Below are 15084 nucleotides of genomic sequence, written 5' to 3'. Positions count from 1 at the left end.
GGAGGAATCCGCGCGGGCAGGGTGGGAGGAATCTGCGAGGTTGTTGGTCATGGTGAGGCTGCCTCTCGGGACAGGGGGGCGGTGTTCAGCGGGCGGCACGCGCCTCGCGCGGAAGCCACTCGAAGGCCTCGGCGCTCGGCCGGTCGCCCGGCTTGTACTCCAGGCCCACCCAGCCCGCGTAACCGGCCTTGTGGAGCTGGTCGAGCAGCTCCTGAAGCGGGAGCGTGCCCGTGCCCGGTGCGCCGCGGCCGGGGTTGTCGGCGATCTGTACGTGACCGGTCCTGTCCGCGTACGCGGCGATCACCTGCGGCAGGTCCTCGCCGTTCATGGACAGGTGGTACAGGTCCATCAGGAACCGCGCGTTGCCGAGGCCCGACGCCCGGTTGACCTGGTCGACGACCTCGACGGCGGCCGGCGCCGACACCAGTGGGTACCGCGGTGACTCGGGCTTGTTGAGGGCCTCGACCAGCAGGATCGCGCCGATCCGGTCGGCGGCACGGGCCGCGAGTACCAGGTTCTCCAGGGCGAGTTCGTCCTGCTCGGCGGGGTCCGCGCCGTCGACGCGGTTGCCGTACAGGGCGTTGAGCGCCGTGCAGCCGAGGGAGGCGGCGAAGCCGGCGGCCACGTCGATGTTGGCGCGGAACCTCTCCGACTCCTCGCCGGGGATCGACAGGGCCCCACGGTCCGGCCCGGGCAGCTGCCCCGCGTAGAGGTTCAGCCCCGTGAGTTGGACCCCCGCGTCCTCGATCGCCTTCTTCAGGGCGTCGAGCTCGGACCGCTCAGGCGTGGGCGCATCGACCCAGGGCCACCACAGCTCGACCGCGGTGAAGCCGGCCGCGGCGGCGGCCACGGGGCGCTCCAGGAGCGGGAGTTCCGTGAAGAGGATCGACAGGTTGACGGCGAAGCGCTGGTCTGCGGCGGTGCTCCATTCAAAGCCTGACATCGGCGCGAGGCCTCTTTCCATATTGCGGAAACTTATTTCTGCTCAATGGAAGGCTGCCTGGGGCTGGAGGCGGCTGTCAAGGGCGCTCACACAACGGGCCCGGCGTGAGTCGGACGCCGGAAGGCCGTACGCCGCCGGACGGCTGACCGACCCCGGAGCAGGCCCTCGACATGATCGGCGTCGCCCCCTGAACATCATCCGCGTCGCCCACTGAACGCCCCGACCCGGTGTCCACAGGCATGCCCTACGGCCGGTCTGCGCATCTCTGCTGATCGTCGCGGGGGATTCGTTAAGGTCGTGTCGAAGCGACTGGGGCACACCAGCAGTCGGAGGACTGAGGGGACGCGCAGGTCAGAGCCGATGCCATGGGGGCGCAGTGCGACTGAGAGTGGAGTTCACGACCGAGCCCTTCGATCTCGACGAGCCGCCCGCGCACGCGCTGGTGGCCCGCGAGGTCATGGAGACGGCCGCCCTCGACGCCGTGGAGGTCGGCCCCTTCGGCAACACCGCGGAAGGCCGGGCCGACGAGGTGCTCAGCGCTGTCGACACTGTGCTGCGCAAGGCCCTGGAGGCCGGCGCCACCCGTGTGTCGTTGCAGGTGAACGTGATCAACACGGCCGGGGAGGGCGGTAGGTGACCGGCAACGGGGACGACCCCTTCCTCGCGGCGGTGAAGCCGCTGGTCGACGCCATGGGCGGCGAGATGCTGCCGCCCGGCGAGGCCGGCCCCGATGACGTGGTGCTCTCCTGGGAGGGCGCCGACGTCGTCGCCGTACGACTGCCGCAGCTCGCCGAATCGCTCGACCACATCCTGGCCGCCATGGAGCGCAAGCAGGGCAAGCCCCTGGCCGAGCTGGACCGCAAGGCCAAGCAGCAGGTCGTCCGGACCCTGGAGGCGCGCGGCGCCTTCCTGGTGCGGCACGGCGTGGAGACCGTCGCCGGGGCGCTCGGCGTCAGCCGCTTCACCGTCTACAACTACATCAACTACGCCAACGAGCAACGGGCCAGGGCGCGCGGGAGCGAAGCGGAGCCGTTGTAGAGCCCCCCGCGTGTCAGATCAGGACGGGTCGAGGAGGACGGGAAGTTCCGCCAGCCCGCGGAACGCGGGGAACGGTACGGTCAGCCAGCGTGAGTCCTCCGGTGCCTCGGCCAGAGCCATGTCCGGGTACCGTTCGAAGAGCGTGGTGAGGGCGATCTGCATCTCCAGGCGTGCCAGCGGGGCGCCGATGCAGTAGTGCGGGCCGACGCCGAACGTCAGATGGTCCGCCTGGACGTTCGGGCGCTTTACGTCCATCCGGTTCGGATCGGTGAAGGCTTCCGGGTCACGGTTGGCCGCGGCGATCGAGATCTGGACGAGCGCACCCTTGGGGATGAGCGTGTCACGGATCACGACGTCTTCCTTCGCGTAGCGGAACGTCGAGTTCTCCACGGAGGTCTCGAACCGGAAGATCTCTTCGCTGGCCGAGTTCATGGAGCCCGCGCTCTGGAGTGCCAGCCGCTTCTGCTCCGGTTGGGCGAGCAAATGGTGGACGGCGTTGCCGATCTGGTACGCGGTCGATTTGTGGCCGGCGAACAGCAACACCCATGCTGTGGAGACCAGTTCGTGGTCGGTGAGCGCGCCGTCCTGGTCCTGCGCTGTCACGAGTGCGCTGAGCAGGCCGCTGTCCGGCTCCTGCCGCTTCCGTGCGATCAGATCCACCAGGTAGTCGCGCAGATTGCCCTCGGCCACTTCCAGTGCCTTTCTCGCCTCTGGACCGAAGCCGGTCCGAGCGACGGTACTGGACCACGCGTGAGCCTGCTTGCGTTCGTTCTCCGGGACGCCCAGAAGCTCGCAGATCACCACGAGTGGCAGCGGGAAGCAGAACTCCGGCAGCAGATCCACGGGCCCCGAAGTCGAGCACCGGTCCAGCAACTCCTCAGTGATCTCCTGGACACGTGGACGCAGTGACTCCACCCTCTTCGGGGTGAAGGTGCTGCCGACGATCCTCCGGAGCCTGGTGTGCTTCGGCGGGTCCGAGAAGAGCATGTTGTCGTCCAGGGCGATCGACGAGTCACCGAAGATGCGCTGGTAGGCGTCGATGGCGCCGTACATGTCCTTGCTCAGACGCGGGTCGGCCAGAGCGGCACGGGCGTCGTCGTACCGGGTGATGAGGTAGGTCTCGACCCCGTGGGGAGGCGACAACGGGCACACGGGTGCTGTCGCCCTGAGCGTGGCGTAGACGGGATAGGGGTTGGCGCGAAACTCCCGACCGCAGGACGAGGCCGCGGCCGCGGCCTCGTCGGACGACATTTCCTCAGATGCGAGCGCTTCCGTCATGGCTGGTCCCAGGGATCGAGTTGCAGGCGGGGTGGTGACCGCGGGGGTGCGTTCCGACGGTCAGAGCCACGGTTTCCCATGCGTCGCCGTGAAGTAAACGTCGCTGGGCCATATGGGCCGGGTCGCCATGTGAATTGTGCGAAACGCTCCATTGCCCCGGTCGGCCCATCGTGGGGTGCGCTCCGGTCGCGTGCGCAAGTACCCGCTGATACACACTGATTGACAGGCACCGTCCGTGATGTCTCGGACCGGGCCCCGCCGGATGGATGGGAAGTCAGTGAGCGGACGCGCAACGGCATCTGTACCAGTTCTCATCGTGGGCGGATCCCTGGTGGGCCTTTCCACCTCCGTTTTCCTGGGGCGTCTTGGGATTGAGCACATGCTCGTGGAGCGGCATGCAGGGACATCGATGCATCCACGCGGCCGTGGAAACAATGTGCGCACCATGGAGATTTTCCGGACCGCCGGTCTCGAGGCACGCATCCGGGAGGCCGCCGCCGCGCTCGCCGGAAATGATGGCGTCCTTCAGGTGGACACCCTCGCCGGGAGCCGGCGCCGCTGGATCATTCGGGACATCTCGGCAGGCACAGACGTTTCGAGGATCAGTTCCTCAAACTGGTGCCTGTGCAGTCAGAACGATCTCGAACCGGTGCTGCTGAGCCGCGCCCGCCGTCAGGGCGGAGATATCCGCTTCGGCACCGAGATGCTTTCCTTCACGCAGGGGCGAGAAGGAGTCCAGGCCAGGATGAGGCGCCGGGAAACCGGTGATACCTATACCGTGAATGCCGATTTTCTGGTGGCCGCTGACGGGCCCAGGAGCTCCATCCGAGAATTTCTGGGAATCGACCAGTCGGGACCCGGGGATCTGTTCCACAATGTCAGCATCACGTTCCGGAGTAAGAAGCTCAAGGACTACATCGGGGAAAAACCGTTCGTTGTCTGCTATATCACCGATCCAATCGGTGAAGGTGCTTTGCTGCCGGTGGACAACGAGGAGCGCTGGGTGATCCATGTTCCTTGGAATCCGGACAGCGGTGAATCCCTGGAGGACTTCACTGACGACCGCTGTGTCGCGCACATTCGCGCGGCCGCCGGCGTTCCGGATGTCGATGTGGAAATCACTGGAAAGGCGCCCTGGCATGCTTCCAGTCGTGTCGCGGACAGTTACGCAAAAGGTCGGGTTTTCCTTGCCGGTGACTCGGCGCATGAAATGCCGCCCACCGGGGCGTTCGGTTCCAACACCGGAATTCAGGACGCGCACAATCTCGCCTGGAAGCTGGCCGCGGTGCTCCGCGGCTGGGCGGGCAGGCCCTTGCTGGACACCTACCAGCAGGAACGACGTCCTACGGCCCTCGCGACCATCGCCCGGGCGTGCCTGCAGGCGGTCGAGGAGCAGCACCCGGGATTCAGTCCCGAGGAGGGACGTAACAACGACCCGGCGGACATCATGACCGTGGCGCTCTGCTACCGGTATGCGTCGAATGCCGTCGTGGGCGCTTCCCCGGAGCGGTCGGTCGTACCGGAAACCTTCGAGCTCGGCGGCGAACCAGGCAGCCGTGCACCGCATATGTGGATCACGCGAGAAGGCGTCAGGATCTCCACACTGGATCTGTACGAGCGTTCCTTCGTGGTCCTCTCCGGACCCAGAGGCCATGCGTGGCGGGACGCGGCAGAAAGAGCATCGGGAACTCTGGGTGTTCCCGTTGACGCGTATCTCGTGGGAAGCGGCCGTGACTGCGACCTCGTTCCCGAGCCGGATGCCGACTGGGGAAAGGCGCACGGCACGGCCGAAGACGGTGCCGTCCTCGTGCGCCCGGACGGTTGTGTGGCCTGGCGGGCGCATGCCGGGATGCCGCATGCCGAGCGCGATCTGACGAATGCGCTGCGCACGGTGCTCTGCCGCGACTGAGCGTTCCCTGAAATCCCCCGCACCGCGTGACATCGCGGCGGCCGGTGAAATCGGCGAGAAGCAGAGAACCGGCGAGAAGCAGAGAACTGGCGAGAAGCAGAGAACTGGTGCGAAGCAGAGAAGAGGACATGGCGATGACGTTCGTGGGAGACCCTCAGTTCCAGGACGGCCGTGTGGACGTCCACCACCACTTCACCGCGCCGGCCTGGCTGGACTGGGCGGAAGATCGAGGCGTGGTCAAACGCGAAAAGCTGCCCTGGTGGACGCGCTGGGACCTGAGTACGGCCCTGGACGTCATGGACAAGACGGGCATCGGAACGGCCATCATGACGGTGGCGATGCTTGGCCGGCTCCAAGAGCGCGCGGAGCGCCAGGAAAGCGCGCGAGTCGCCCTGCGGGCGGCGGCCGACGTCGTCGAGAGTCATCCCGCGCGCTTCAGGTTCTTCACACCCGTGTTCCTCGACGACCTGGAACTCTCCACGTGGAGCCTGACATACGGCCTCGACGAGCTGGGCGCCGTCGGAGTGAGCACGAGAACCAGCATGAACGGTGTCTATCTCGGCGACGAAACGCATGACCGCCTGCTGAATGAACTGAACGAGCGGTCCGCGGTCATCAGCACACACCCCATGGAAGTACCGGCGGGAAACGACCGCGGTATGGGCCTGCCGGGAGTGCCGCCATTCGTCTGCGACTTCCTCGTGGACACCACACGCGCTGCCATCAACCTCATCAAGAACGGCACCCTGGACCGCTATCCGAATCTCACTTTCATCCTCCCCCATGGAGGGGGCTTCCTTCCCTACATCGCCACCCGGCTCGAACTCTTCGGCGGGCATCTCACCCCCGAAGTCGAGCCGGGCCGGGTCCGTGACTATCTGCACCGGTTCTACTTCGACACGGCGGGACCCATGTCCCTCTCGGCCACACCCACCCTGATGGCCACCGTGGATCCGGATCGCATCCTCTTCGGCACGGACTGGCCGCCCACCCCCGGACACGTGGTCACCGACATCACGACCCCCGCCCTGGACAACGACCCGGTCATCTCCGGCCGGCAACTCCACGGGATCAACAGGGAGAACGCCATGCGTCTGCTGGGTCTGAACCGGTGATGCCGCACCGCTGCGGCGGCGGGCGCGGCGCGGGCTCCCGGTGACCGGAGGCCTTCGTAACCTCGATTTTTCAACAATCCGTTGACGTCGTGTCGCCGGAGGGCGTTAGCTGTTCGCACAGCCCGTCCAGCGACACACGCCACGGAGGCCCCGTGACTTCGAGTTCTTCCACGCCGGGCCCAGGTCCTGTGTCGGAAGTGGCGCCTGCCGGGCGACGTCTGGCACAGGCCCTGGCCACTTTCAACGCCCTGGAGGAGCACACGGCCGCAGCGGCGCTCCATGAGGCATGCGCCTCGGCGGAGTGGGGGCGCAGGCTGCTTGCGGGACGGCCGTACGCCACGGCCGGCGACCTCCTGCGCGCCAGTGACGCCGCCATGGCGGAACTGAGCAGCGCGGACCTTCAGGAAGCGATGGCCGGGCACCCGCCGATAGGCCGTCCCAAACCCGGCGACCCCACCTCGGCCAGGGAGCAGCGCGGCATGGCCGGCGCCTCCGAGGAGCTCAGGGCCGAGATGCTCGAACTGAACCTGGCCTACCAGGACAGGTTCGGCCATGTCTTCCTGATCTGCGCGACCGGACGCACCGGCGAGCAGATGCGCGACGCGGTCAGGGAACGGATCGGCAACTCGCCCGAGCAGGAGCGCGAGATCGTCCGCACCGAGCTGGGCAGGATCAACCGCATCCGGCTCACCCGACTCGTCGAAGAGGACGCATCCGCATGAGCACCGGCAGCGCGCTCCCGCCGAGGAGTTCCGTGTCCACGCACATCCTGGACACCAGCGTCGGCCGCCCCGCCGTGGACGTCGCCGTGCACCTTGCCGCCCGCTCCGGACGCGACGCGCCCTGGCAACCGCTCGGCGGCTCCGCGACCGACGTCGACGGACGCTGCAAGGACCTTCCCGCCCTGCCGGAGGGGACCACGCATGTACGGCTCGACTTCGCCGTAGAACCGTACTTCGAGAAGAAGCAAGCCGATGCGCAGCAGGACGCCCCCGCGAATCGGGACAGCGGCGCGTTCTTCCCGGAGGTCACGGTCACGTTCGCCGTGACGCCGGGCGAGCACTACCACGTACCGCTGCTGCTCAACCCGTTCGGCTACTCCGTTTACCGAGGGAGCTAGCTATGGCAGTCAATTCCCGCCCCGCCCGGGCCGTGCTGGGACAGAACCAGTACGGCAAGGCCGAGACCCGGGTCGTGAGGATCACACGCGACGGCGCCACCCACCACGTCAGGGACCTGAACGTGTCGGTGTCGCTGAGCGGCGACATGGACGAGGTCCACTACTCCGGCTCGAACGCGAATGTCCTGCCGACGGACACCACCAAGAACACGGTGTACGCCTTCGCCAAGAAGCACGGCATCGAGTCCGCCGAGCAGTTCGGCATCCACTTGGCCCGCCACTTCGTGACCTCCCAGCCGTCGATCCACCGGGCCCGCATACGGATCGAGGAGTACGGCTGGGACCGTATCGAGCACGGAGCCGAGGGCGCGCACTCCTTCGTCCGCACGGGCCAGGAGACCCGCCTCGCCCAGATCACCTACGACGGCGAGAGGTGGGAGGTCGTCTCCGGCCTCAAGGACCTGACCGTGATGAACTCGACGAACTCCGAATTCTGGGGCTACGTCAAGGACACGTACACGACGCTCCCGGAGGCGTACGACCGTGTCCTCGCCACCGATGTCTCCGGCCGCTGGCGCTTCGGCTGGGCGGACGGCGAGGAGCAGGCACCGCACTGGGACGAGTCCTACGAGCAGGTCAGGAAGCACCTGCTCCAGGCGTTCGCCGAGACGTACTCGCTGTCGCTGCAACAGACCCTCTACGCCATGGGCGCACGGATCATCGACAACCGCCCCGAGATCGACGAGGTCCGCTTCTCGCTCCCGAACAAGCACCACTTCCTGGTGGACCTGGAGCCGTTCGGGCTGAAGGACGACACCGCCGACTCGGCCGTGTACTTCGCCGCCGACCGCCCCTACGGCCTCATAGAGGCCACCATCCTGCGGGACGGCTGTGAGGAGCGGATACCCGCCGACCTGACCAACCTCTGATACGGGCACGTACACGTACACATCCCCGGCAGGGACAACGGGACTCGGAAGGAAGAGGACGACTTAACGATGGCTCAGCGCATCGTCATCGAGAACGCGGCGATCGCGACCGTGGACGCGAAGGACACCGAATACGCCTCGGGCCATGTGGTCGTGGCCGGCAACCTGATCGAGTCGCTCGGCGCGGGCAGGGCCCCCGAGGGCCTGGAGAACGTCGTACGCCGTATCGACGCCACCGGTCACCTGGTGACCCCGGGACTGGTCAACACCCACCACCACTTCTACCAGTGGATCACCCGGGGCCTGGCCACGGACCACAACCTGTTCGACTGGCTCGTCGCGCTCTACCCGATCTGGGCGCGCATCGACGAGCGGATGACGTACGCGGCGGCGCAGGGCTCCCTGGCGATGATGGCCCGGGGCGGTGTCACCACCGCGATGGACCACCACTACGTCTTCCCGCAGGGCACCGGCGATCTGTCGGGCTCCATCATCCGCGCCGCCCGTGAGACGGGCGTCCGTTTCACCCTCGCCCGGGGTTCGATGGACCGCGGCGAGGGGGACGGCGGGCTGCCCCCGGACTTCGCCGTCGAGACCCTCGAAGGCGCCCTCGCCGCCACCGAGGCCACCGTCGACGAGCACCACGACGCTTCCTTCGGCGCCATGACCCAGGTGGCCGTCGCCCCCTGCTCGCCCTTCTCCGTCACCACCGAACTGCTCAAGGAGGGCGCCGAGCTGGCCCGCCGCAAGGGCGTACGGCTGCACACCCACGGCTCGGAGACCGTGGAGGAGGAGAAGTTCTGCCACGAGCTGTTCGGCATGGGCCCGACCGACTACTTCGAGTCCACCGGCTGGCTCGGCGAGGACGTGTGGATGGCGCACTGCGTCCACATGAACGACTCCGACATCGCCGCCTTCGCCCGGACGAGGACGGGTGTGGCCCACTGCCCCTCGTCCAACGCCCGGCTGGCGGCCGGTATCGCGAGGGTTCCCGACATGCTGGCGGCCGGCGTCCCCGTCGGCCTCGGCGTCGACGGCACCGCGTCCAACGAGTCCGGCGAACTGCACACCGAGCTCCGTAACGCCCTGCTCGTGGGTCGTCTCGGCCCGCACAGGGAAGCCGCGCTGAACGCCCGTCAGGCCCTGCGGCTCGGCACCTACGGCGGTGCCCAGGTCCTCGGCCGCGCACGGGAGATCGGCTCCCTGGAGCCGGGCAAGCTCGCCGACCTGGTGCTGTGGCGCATGGACACCCTGGCCCACGCGTCGATCGCCGACCCGGTGGCCGCGCTCGTCCTCGGGGCGGCCGCACCGGTCACCGCCTCCTTCGTGGGCGGTGAGCAGATCGTGGAGCACGGGCGGCTGCTGCACGTCGACGAGGACGCTGTCGCCCGCTCCACCCGGGCGGAGGCACGGCGCCTCGCCGACATCGCCGCGCGTGGCTGACCTCTCAAACGCTCTTTCAGGAGACCGCCGCGAGCCGGTCCCGGACCAGGACGGCGAGCTCGTACGTGTCGCCGGTCGGCCGGGTCGCGAGCGGGCCCGGGGCACGGGTCCAGCGGTCCTCCAGCGCGAACCAGTCGGTCTCCCTCGGCTCCCGGCGCTCCCGCAGGGCCGCCTTCAGCTCGGTGAAGTACGTCGACCAGCGCAGCCGGTACAGCCCGCCGACCAGCCCCGCCCACTCGCGGTTGGCGTAGTCCCGCAGGCCGGCGTCCGCGCCCGCGCGGGTGCCCCACACGGTCAGCAGCGAGAGGTTGTCGTACGCGAGCCGCTCCCGTTCCTCGGCGTTCGCGCCCCAGGAGCGCGCGTCCGCCACCCAACGGCCCAGCAGGTGACGGGAGTCGGTGGCCAGCAGCCGGTCGAGGAGGTCCATCAGGGACAGCCACGCGTCGGTCAGCGCGTCGAGGCGGGCGGCGTCCTTGATGTCGTACGCCTTCTTGATGTCGGGGAGGAGGACGCGGCTGCGGTTGGAGAGGGCCTGGCGGGCCACGTCGAGGAGGTCACGGCGGTATGCCGAGGACTTCCGCAGCTCCGGGCGCACCTTGAGCAGTTCGGTGAGCGCGGGCTCGAAGTCGGCCGGATCGTAGCGGAGTTGCTTGGGGGACCAACTGGCAGCCCTGACGGCCTTCAGTGACGGCCGGGCGCCGAACAGACCGTCCGCGGCCTCGCTCCACCGGTCGGCGCGCGTGGTGCCGTACGCGGTGCGGCGCAGAACGTCCCAGGCGGCCTCGGCGTGCGGATCACGGGCGCCGTACCGGGCGTGGGCCCATTCGCTGAACCACTTCTTCAAGTCCAACTCTCCCTCGCGCCACGAGAGTTCGGAGAAGAGGGCGAACGCGGCCGGGTTGTTGTCCGCGGCCTCCGGCATCAGCGCGATGCCACGCAGCTTGCTGCCGTCCTTCGTGCGCCACTTCTCGTACAACTCGGCCCAGTCGGGGGTGTTCGCGCCGAGCGCGGTGTGGCCGCCGAAGTTCCAGATCGAACCGAAGGCGTAGGGCGTGCCGCCCCAGTCGGCCTCACGGTCGGTGACCGTGGGGAAGCGGTCGGAGAGGCCGTCGACGACGAGCATGTACCGCTTGTCGACGGCGTCGACGATCGCGCGCGGCGGGTTGCGCTGCCAGCCGAGGATCACCCAGACGGCGCCGGGACGGGCCTTGTGCAGGGCCCGCTCGACACCCTTCGCCGCCTCCCCGACGGGCACGTCACCGGGGTCCCCTCCCTCGTGCAGCAGGTCCATCTTGTACAGGGTCGACGGGCCGCCGAACATCTCGCCCTGCACCCGGTAGAAGGCGTCCGCCACCCGGGCGAAGTGGTCCGTGCGGGGGTCCAGCCAGTCGGGGCGCGCCAGGCCCATCCACCTGCCCTGCGGGATGGTGCGCGCCCCCTCGTTGCGCTCGGCGAAACCGGGCGGGACCGTCCCGAAGTAACCGGGGAGCACGGGCGTCATGCCCAGCTCCCGCACCCGGTCCACGATCCGGCGCCCGAGAGCGGCGCGAGCGTCCAGGAGCTGCGGGGAGACGGGGTGCGGGAAGCCGGAGAGGTTCTGCAACAGCCACCACGGCTGGTGGGCCGGCCCCGGAATCCACGCCCTCAGCTCCTCGTCGTCGTACCCGAACTCCTGGAACAGCCGGTGGTAGAGGGCGTCCGCGCCCGCGTAGACGAGGATCTCGTTGTAGCCGTGCAGAGCCAGGATGTCGAGCTCGCGCTCCCAGTACGTCCAGTCGAGGTACGCGCCCGTGTAGCCGTCGTTCGTGTCGTTGAGGGCGAAGCGGTGCGGGACGCCCGCGCGGCGGGTGATGGTGCCGTCGAGGCCCGGGAGGTCGCGGGGGAGGAGGCCCGTCTGCTCGCCGGCCCAGTTGAGGTCGGCGTACGCGACATGGCGCAGGTACCAGTTGAGGCCGGTCAGCCGGGTCGCCGGGGTGGCGCCGGAGACGGTGATACGCCCCGTGTGCCCCGACACGCGGAAGGCGTCGCGCTCACCCTCGGTGCGGAAGGTGATCTGCGACCAGTGGCGCGGCAGCAGCCGCCGGGCCGCCGCCGTCGCCGCGTCCGCTCCGCCGGGTTCTCCGCCGGGTACACCGTCCGCCGTTGTCCCCCCGCTCGGGGCACAGGCGACGGCGGCCCCGGCCGAACCGGCGGCGAGGGCGGTCAGAAGGGCACGGCGGGCGAGCGGCATGGTGCCTCCGGGGACGTGGGTGGGGGAACGCCGAGAGGAGTACCCGGCGAAACAGCCCTCCCGCACAGACACACGGCCACAAGGGGGACAACAGGGGCTGAACGGCTCAACACGCCACCTCATGAAACCTCCTCGCGCTGCGAGAGCGCGGTCGAAGGGGCTCTCGCCAGTGCAGCGGATCCGGACACCAACAGAGGAGCAGAGGAACGTCCAGTCGGTAAGACGCCGGACGCATCCGGATGTCAGGCCCGGCCGAACGCCTGGCACGGTTGCACGGCCGGCAGACGGCCCGTGAAGAACGACGCCGGCGGCACGCCCATCAGAGCGCGGAAGTCGGCGGTCATGTGCGACTGGTCGTAGTAGCCGGTGGACACGGCGAGTTCCGCCCAGGACATGGCCGGGGAACGCCGGGTGAGGATGTGCCGTACCCGGGCGATGCGGGCGTAGTGCTTCGGTGAGACACCGACGTCCTCGGCGAACAGGTTGCGCAACTGTCGCTCACTGACGCCGAGACCGTGCGCCGACTCCCCTACGCTCTCCGGCGGACGACCGTCGTCGGGGTCCGGGGACATGGCGGCGAGCGCCCTGCGCAGCAGTGCCGCACGGGAGTCGTCGGGCGGTGCGAGTCGGCCGGGGAGGACCTCGGCCAGGTGGGGGACGACCGACTCCGGTTCCAGCGGCAGGAGGCCGGCGGCCAGACGGCGGGCGTGGGCCGAGGGGAGGTCGCCGAGCGGTATCGCCCTGCCCACCAGGTCGACCGCCGGTACGCCCAGCAGCGGTCGGGCCGTCCCCGCCCGCAGGCGCAGCTGTACACAGGAGTCCAGGTGCTTGCTCGGGTGGTACGAGGCGCGGGTACGGGGGCCGATGACCAGGACGTCACGGCGGCCGCTCGGCTCGGTCCGCACCACGACCCTCGTCACCGGGTCCGGGACGTGGGTGAAGGGGGCCCGTGGCGCGCCGTCCACCGAGGCCGTCGTCATGTCGACGGTGGTGATCCACGGCCGGAGGACGCCGGGCACGACCCGCACCTCCCCGGCCGGACCGCCCTCGCGCCCCGCCCCCGTCCCGGCCCCCGTCGCACGCGCTGCGCTGGTCATCCGTCCACGGTAGGCGCGAGGGACCCCCGGGCGGGCCCGTCAACCGTGCCGGAATTTCCTATCGTTCCGGGGCGGTGGCCCGCCACGGTGGTGAGCATGATCCTGGTTACGGGTGCCACCGGCACCATCGGCAGTGAAGTCACACGACAGCTTGCGGCGCGCGGCGCGAAGGTCCGCGCTCTGACACGGGACCCGTCCCGGGCCCGGGTGCCCTCCGGGGTGGAGGTGGTGCGCGGCGACTATCGGGAGCCCGCGACCGTCGAGCCCGCGATGGCGGGAGCCGTGGCCCTCTTCGCGGTGGGTGTCCTGGGTCCCGGGGACGCCGACACGGACGCGGCCCTGGTCGTCCTGGCACGGGCGGCCGGTGTACGCCGCATCGTGAAACTCTCCGCCATCAGCACCGGCGACCCGGCGGTGGGCCCCGTCGGCACCTGGCACGCCAAGGGTGAACAGGCCGTCCGGGACAGCGGGTTGGAGTGGACGGTCCTGAGGCCCTCGTCCTTCGCCTCCAACACGCTCGGCTGGGCGGAGGCGATCCGCTCCGGCAGCCCCGTGCCCAACATGACCGGGTCCGGGACTCAGGGCGTCGTCGATCCGCGCGACGTGTCCGAGGTCGCGGTGCAGACGCTGCTCGCGTCGCGGCACGCGGGGCGGACGTACACGCTGACCGGTCCCGAGGCGATCAGTGTCCCGGACCAGGCCGCCGTCCTCGCCGACGTCATCGGTCACCCGGTCGGGACACACGACGTCTCCCCGGAGGAGACGCGTGAGCGACTGCTCGCGGCGGGCCTCGGCGACACCTATGTGGAGGGGGTCCTGGGAGGGAACGCGTTCGTCCGCCAGGGCGGCGGCTCCGCCGTCACCGAGGACGTGCCGGAGGCGCTAGGGCGCCGGGCACGGACGTACCGGGAGTGGGCCGAGGATCACAGAGAGGCTTTCGGGCCGGCCTGAGGCGGTGCTTGAGAGGCAGGGGCCGGCCTACGACGTCCAGCGCATTCCGGAGCCGCTGGACGCGTGGGCCCGCGGCGAGGGTCAGAGGCCGAAGGTCTTCGCGTCCGTCGTCATCGCCTCGAAGATCCCGCGCGGGTTCGCGATGAGCCTGCGCTCCTTGAGGTCCATCAGTCCGCACAGCACCGAGATCTCGGCGGCCACAGTGCCGTCCGTCTTCCGGATCGTCTGCTCGATCCGGTACGTCTTGCCCTCGCCCCAGACGAACGAGCACGTCACCTCGGTCTCGTCGCCCGCGCGCAGCTCCCGCTTGTAGCGGATGGTCTGCTCCAGCACCACCGGCCCCACGCCCTTCGCCAGCAGTTCGCTCGGGCTGACGTCGGAGTGCTCCAGCATCGACCAGCGGGCGTGCTCCGCGTACTGCAGGTAGACGCTCTGGTTGAGGTGCCCCAGGGCATCGGTCTCATACCCGCGGACGGTCACCCTGATGGCATACGGCTCGGTCACTGAGCCCCCTTCTACGACGGACAGGAGAGGTTCAAGCGGTTCAATGCAACTCCCAACTCCCTTGTACCGTAGGTCATTTCGCAGCGGTGTCCGTGTGCCGCCTGATCGGCGGGCCTCACACCCGGCGCGGCGAGGCCAGGACGTACCGCGCTCCGGTGCGCGGCTCCCCGTGTTCGCTGACCTGCCAGCCGGCCTTCTCCAGCGTGGCCGCGCAGGCCCGCACCGCGGTGGTGTCGGGGTCGCGCACGGCGACGGCCTCCGGCTGCGGGGTGGCCCGGACCCGGTAGCCGGCCTCGTCCGTGCCCACCGCCGGTCCGTGGCCCGCCGCCTCCAGCGCGAGCGCGGCGGCCTGCACCAGGTGCGTGCGCTCCCAGGCGCAGGGGCGGTCCATCGTGCCGTCGGGGTTGGTCATCCGGCGCAGCTCCAGGAGCCCCTGCCAGGCGCTGTGCACCTCACGGGTGCGGGCCGGGCCGGGCGGGGGTGCCTCCTCGCCGCCGATCCGGGCCGCGAACACTCCGGAGTTCGCG

General features: G+C 69.4%; 14 protein-coding genes and 1 pseudogene. 9 read left to right on the top strand and 6 right to left on the bottom strand.

From position 1 onward, the window contains the following. Positions 1 to 85 precede the first annotated feature (85 nt). The gene (locus tag FPZ41_RS37335) at positions 86 to 943 is read right to left on the bottom strand and encodes a TIM barrel protein (protein WP_152868093.1); all 858 of its coding nucleotides are present in this window, start codon (positions 941 to 943) and stop codon (positions 86 to 88) included. A gap of 376 nt (positions 944 to 1319) precedes the next feature. Between FPZ41_RS37335 and FPZ41_RS37330 the strand changes: the two genes are divergently transcribed. Both FPZ41_RS37330 and FPZ41_RS37325 read left to right on the top strand, forming a co-directional pair. Then, entirely contained in the window at positions 1320 to 1580 is a 261-nt protein-coding gene (locus tag FPZ41_RS37330; RefSeq protein ID WP_322621216.1) for a thiamine-binding protein, read from the top strand. After that, positions 1577 to 1981: a helix-turn-helix domain-containing protein gene (locus tag FPZ41_RS37325; RefSeq protein ID WP_322621215.1), complete on the top strand. Its 405-nt coding sequence runs from the start codon at positions 1577 to 1579 to the stop codon at positions 1979 to 1981. Before FPZ41_RS37330 ends, FPZ41_RS37325 begins: the two co-directional genes overlap by 4 nt. A gap of 18 nt (positions 1982 to 1999) precedes the next feature. Here FPZ41_RS37325 and FPZ41_RS37320 read toward each other — a convergent pair whose 3' ends face one another. Continuing rightward, positions 2000 to 3259: a cytochrome P450 family protein gene (locus tag FPZ41_RS37320; RefSeq protein ID WP_152868089.1), complete on the bottom strand. Its 1260-nt coding sequence runs from the start codon at positions 3257 to 3259 to the stop codon at positions 2000 to 2002. A gap of 262 nt (positions 3260 to 3521) precedes the next feature. On the opposite strand from FPZ41_RS37320, the gene FPZ41_RS37315 reads away from it, so the two are divergent. From FPZ41_RS37315 to FPZ41_RS37290, 6 genes are all read left to right on the top strand, one after another. After that, positions 3522 to 5168: an FAD-dependent oxidoreductase gene (locus FPZ41_RS37315; protein ID WP_152868087.1), complete on the top strand. Its 1647-nt coding sequence runs from the start codon at positions 3522 to 3524 to the stop codon at positions 5166 to 5168. A gap of 134 nt (positions 5169 to 5302) precedes the next feature. After that, on the top strand, positions 5303 to 6283 hold the full coding sequence (locus FPZ41_RS37310) for an amidohydrolase family protein (protein ID WP_152868085.1): 981 nt from the start codon (positions 5303 to 5305) through the stop codon (positions 6281 to 6283). Positions 6284 to 6435: 152 nt separating this feature from the next. Further along, positions 6436 to 7005, top strand: a complete 570-nt coding sequence (uraD, locus tag FPZ41_RS37305; RefSeq protein ID WP_407698867.1) for a 2-oxo-4-hydroxy-4-carboxy-5-ureidoimidazoline decarboxylase — start codon at positions 6436 to 6438, stop codon at positions 7003 to 7005. Next, positions 7002 to 7403, top strand: coding sequence for a hydroxyisourate hydrolase (uraH, locus tag FPZ41_RS37300; protein ID WP_152868083.1), 402 nt, complete (start codon positions 7002 to 7004; stop codon positions 7401 to 7403). The genes uraD and uraH overlap by 4 nt, the downstream gene beginning before the upstream one ends. A gap of 2 nt (positions 7404 to 7405) precedes the next feature. Beyond that, positions 7406 to 8332, top strand: coding sequence for a factor-independent urate hydroxylase (gene pucL / locus FPZ41_RS37295; protein WP_152868081.1), 927 nt, complete (start codon positions 7406 to 7408; stop codon positions 8330 to 8332). A 69-nt stretch (positions 8333 to 8401) separates the two neighbouring features. Continuing rightward, complete coding sequence (locus FPZ41_RS37290; RefSeq protein ID WP_152868079.1) at positions 8402 to 9775, top strand: 8-oxoguanine deaminase; 1374 nt, start codon at positions 8402 to 8404, stop codon at positions 9773 to 9775. A gap of 16 nt (positions 9776 to 9791) precedes the next feature. Here FPZ41_RS37290 and FPZ41_RS37285 read toward each other — a convergent pair whose 3' ends face one another. Further along, positions 9792 to 12005, bottom strand: a complete 2214-nt coding sequence (locus FPZ41_RS37285) for an alpha-N-acetylglucosaminidase (RefSeq protein ID WP_152868077.1) — start codon at positions 12003 to 12005, stop codon at positions 9792 to 9794. Between the two features lie 242 nt (positions 12006 to 12247). After that, a complete protein-coding gene (locus tag FPZ41_RS37280; RefSeq protein ID WP_228023222.1) occupies positions 12248 to 13102 on the bottom strand; it encodes a helix-turn-helix domain-containing protein in 855 nt (284 codons plus the stop codon). Positions 13103 to 13198: 96 nt separating this feature from the next. Here FPZ41_RS37280 and FPZ41_RS37275 point away from each other — a divergent pair, with 96 nt between their 5' ends. Next, on the top strand, positions 13199 to 14053 hold the full coding sequence (locus FPZ41_RS37275) for an NAD(P)H-binding protein (protein ID WP_152868075.1): 855 nt from the start codon (positions 13199 to 13201) through the stop codon (positions 14051 to 14053). Positions 14054 to 14134: 81 nt separating this feature from the next. On the opposite strand, the gene FPZ41_RS37270 is transcribed toward FPZ41_RS37275, so the two are convergent. Both FPZ41_RS37270 and FPZ41_RS37265 read right to left on the bottom strand, forming a co-directional pair. Further along, the gene (locus FPZ41_RS37270) at positions 14135 to 14557 is read right to left on the bottom strand and encodes an acyl-CoA thioesterase (RefSeq protein WP_322621213.1); all 423 of its coding nucleotides are present in this window, start codon (positions 14555 to 14557) and stop codon (positions 14135 to 14137) included. A 115-nt stretch (positions 14558 to 14672) separates the two neighbouring features. Further along, positions 14673 to 15084, bottom strand: a pseudogene (locus tag FPZ41_RS37265) (hypothetical protein); the annotation flags it as partial.

The sequence above is a fragment of the Streptomyces acidicola genome (assembly GCF_009377235.1).
Taxonomy (GTDB): domain Bacteria; phylum Actinomycetota; class Actinomycetes; order Streptomycetales; family Streptomycetaceae; genus Streptomyces; species Streptomyces acidicola.
The sequence above is the reverse complement of the archived record's forward strand: the minus strand, read 5'-3'. Positions and strand labels throughout refer to the sequence as shown.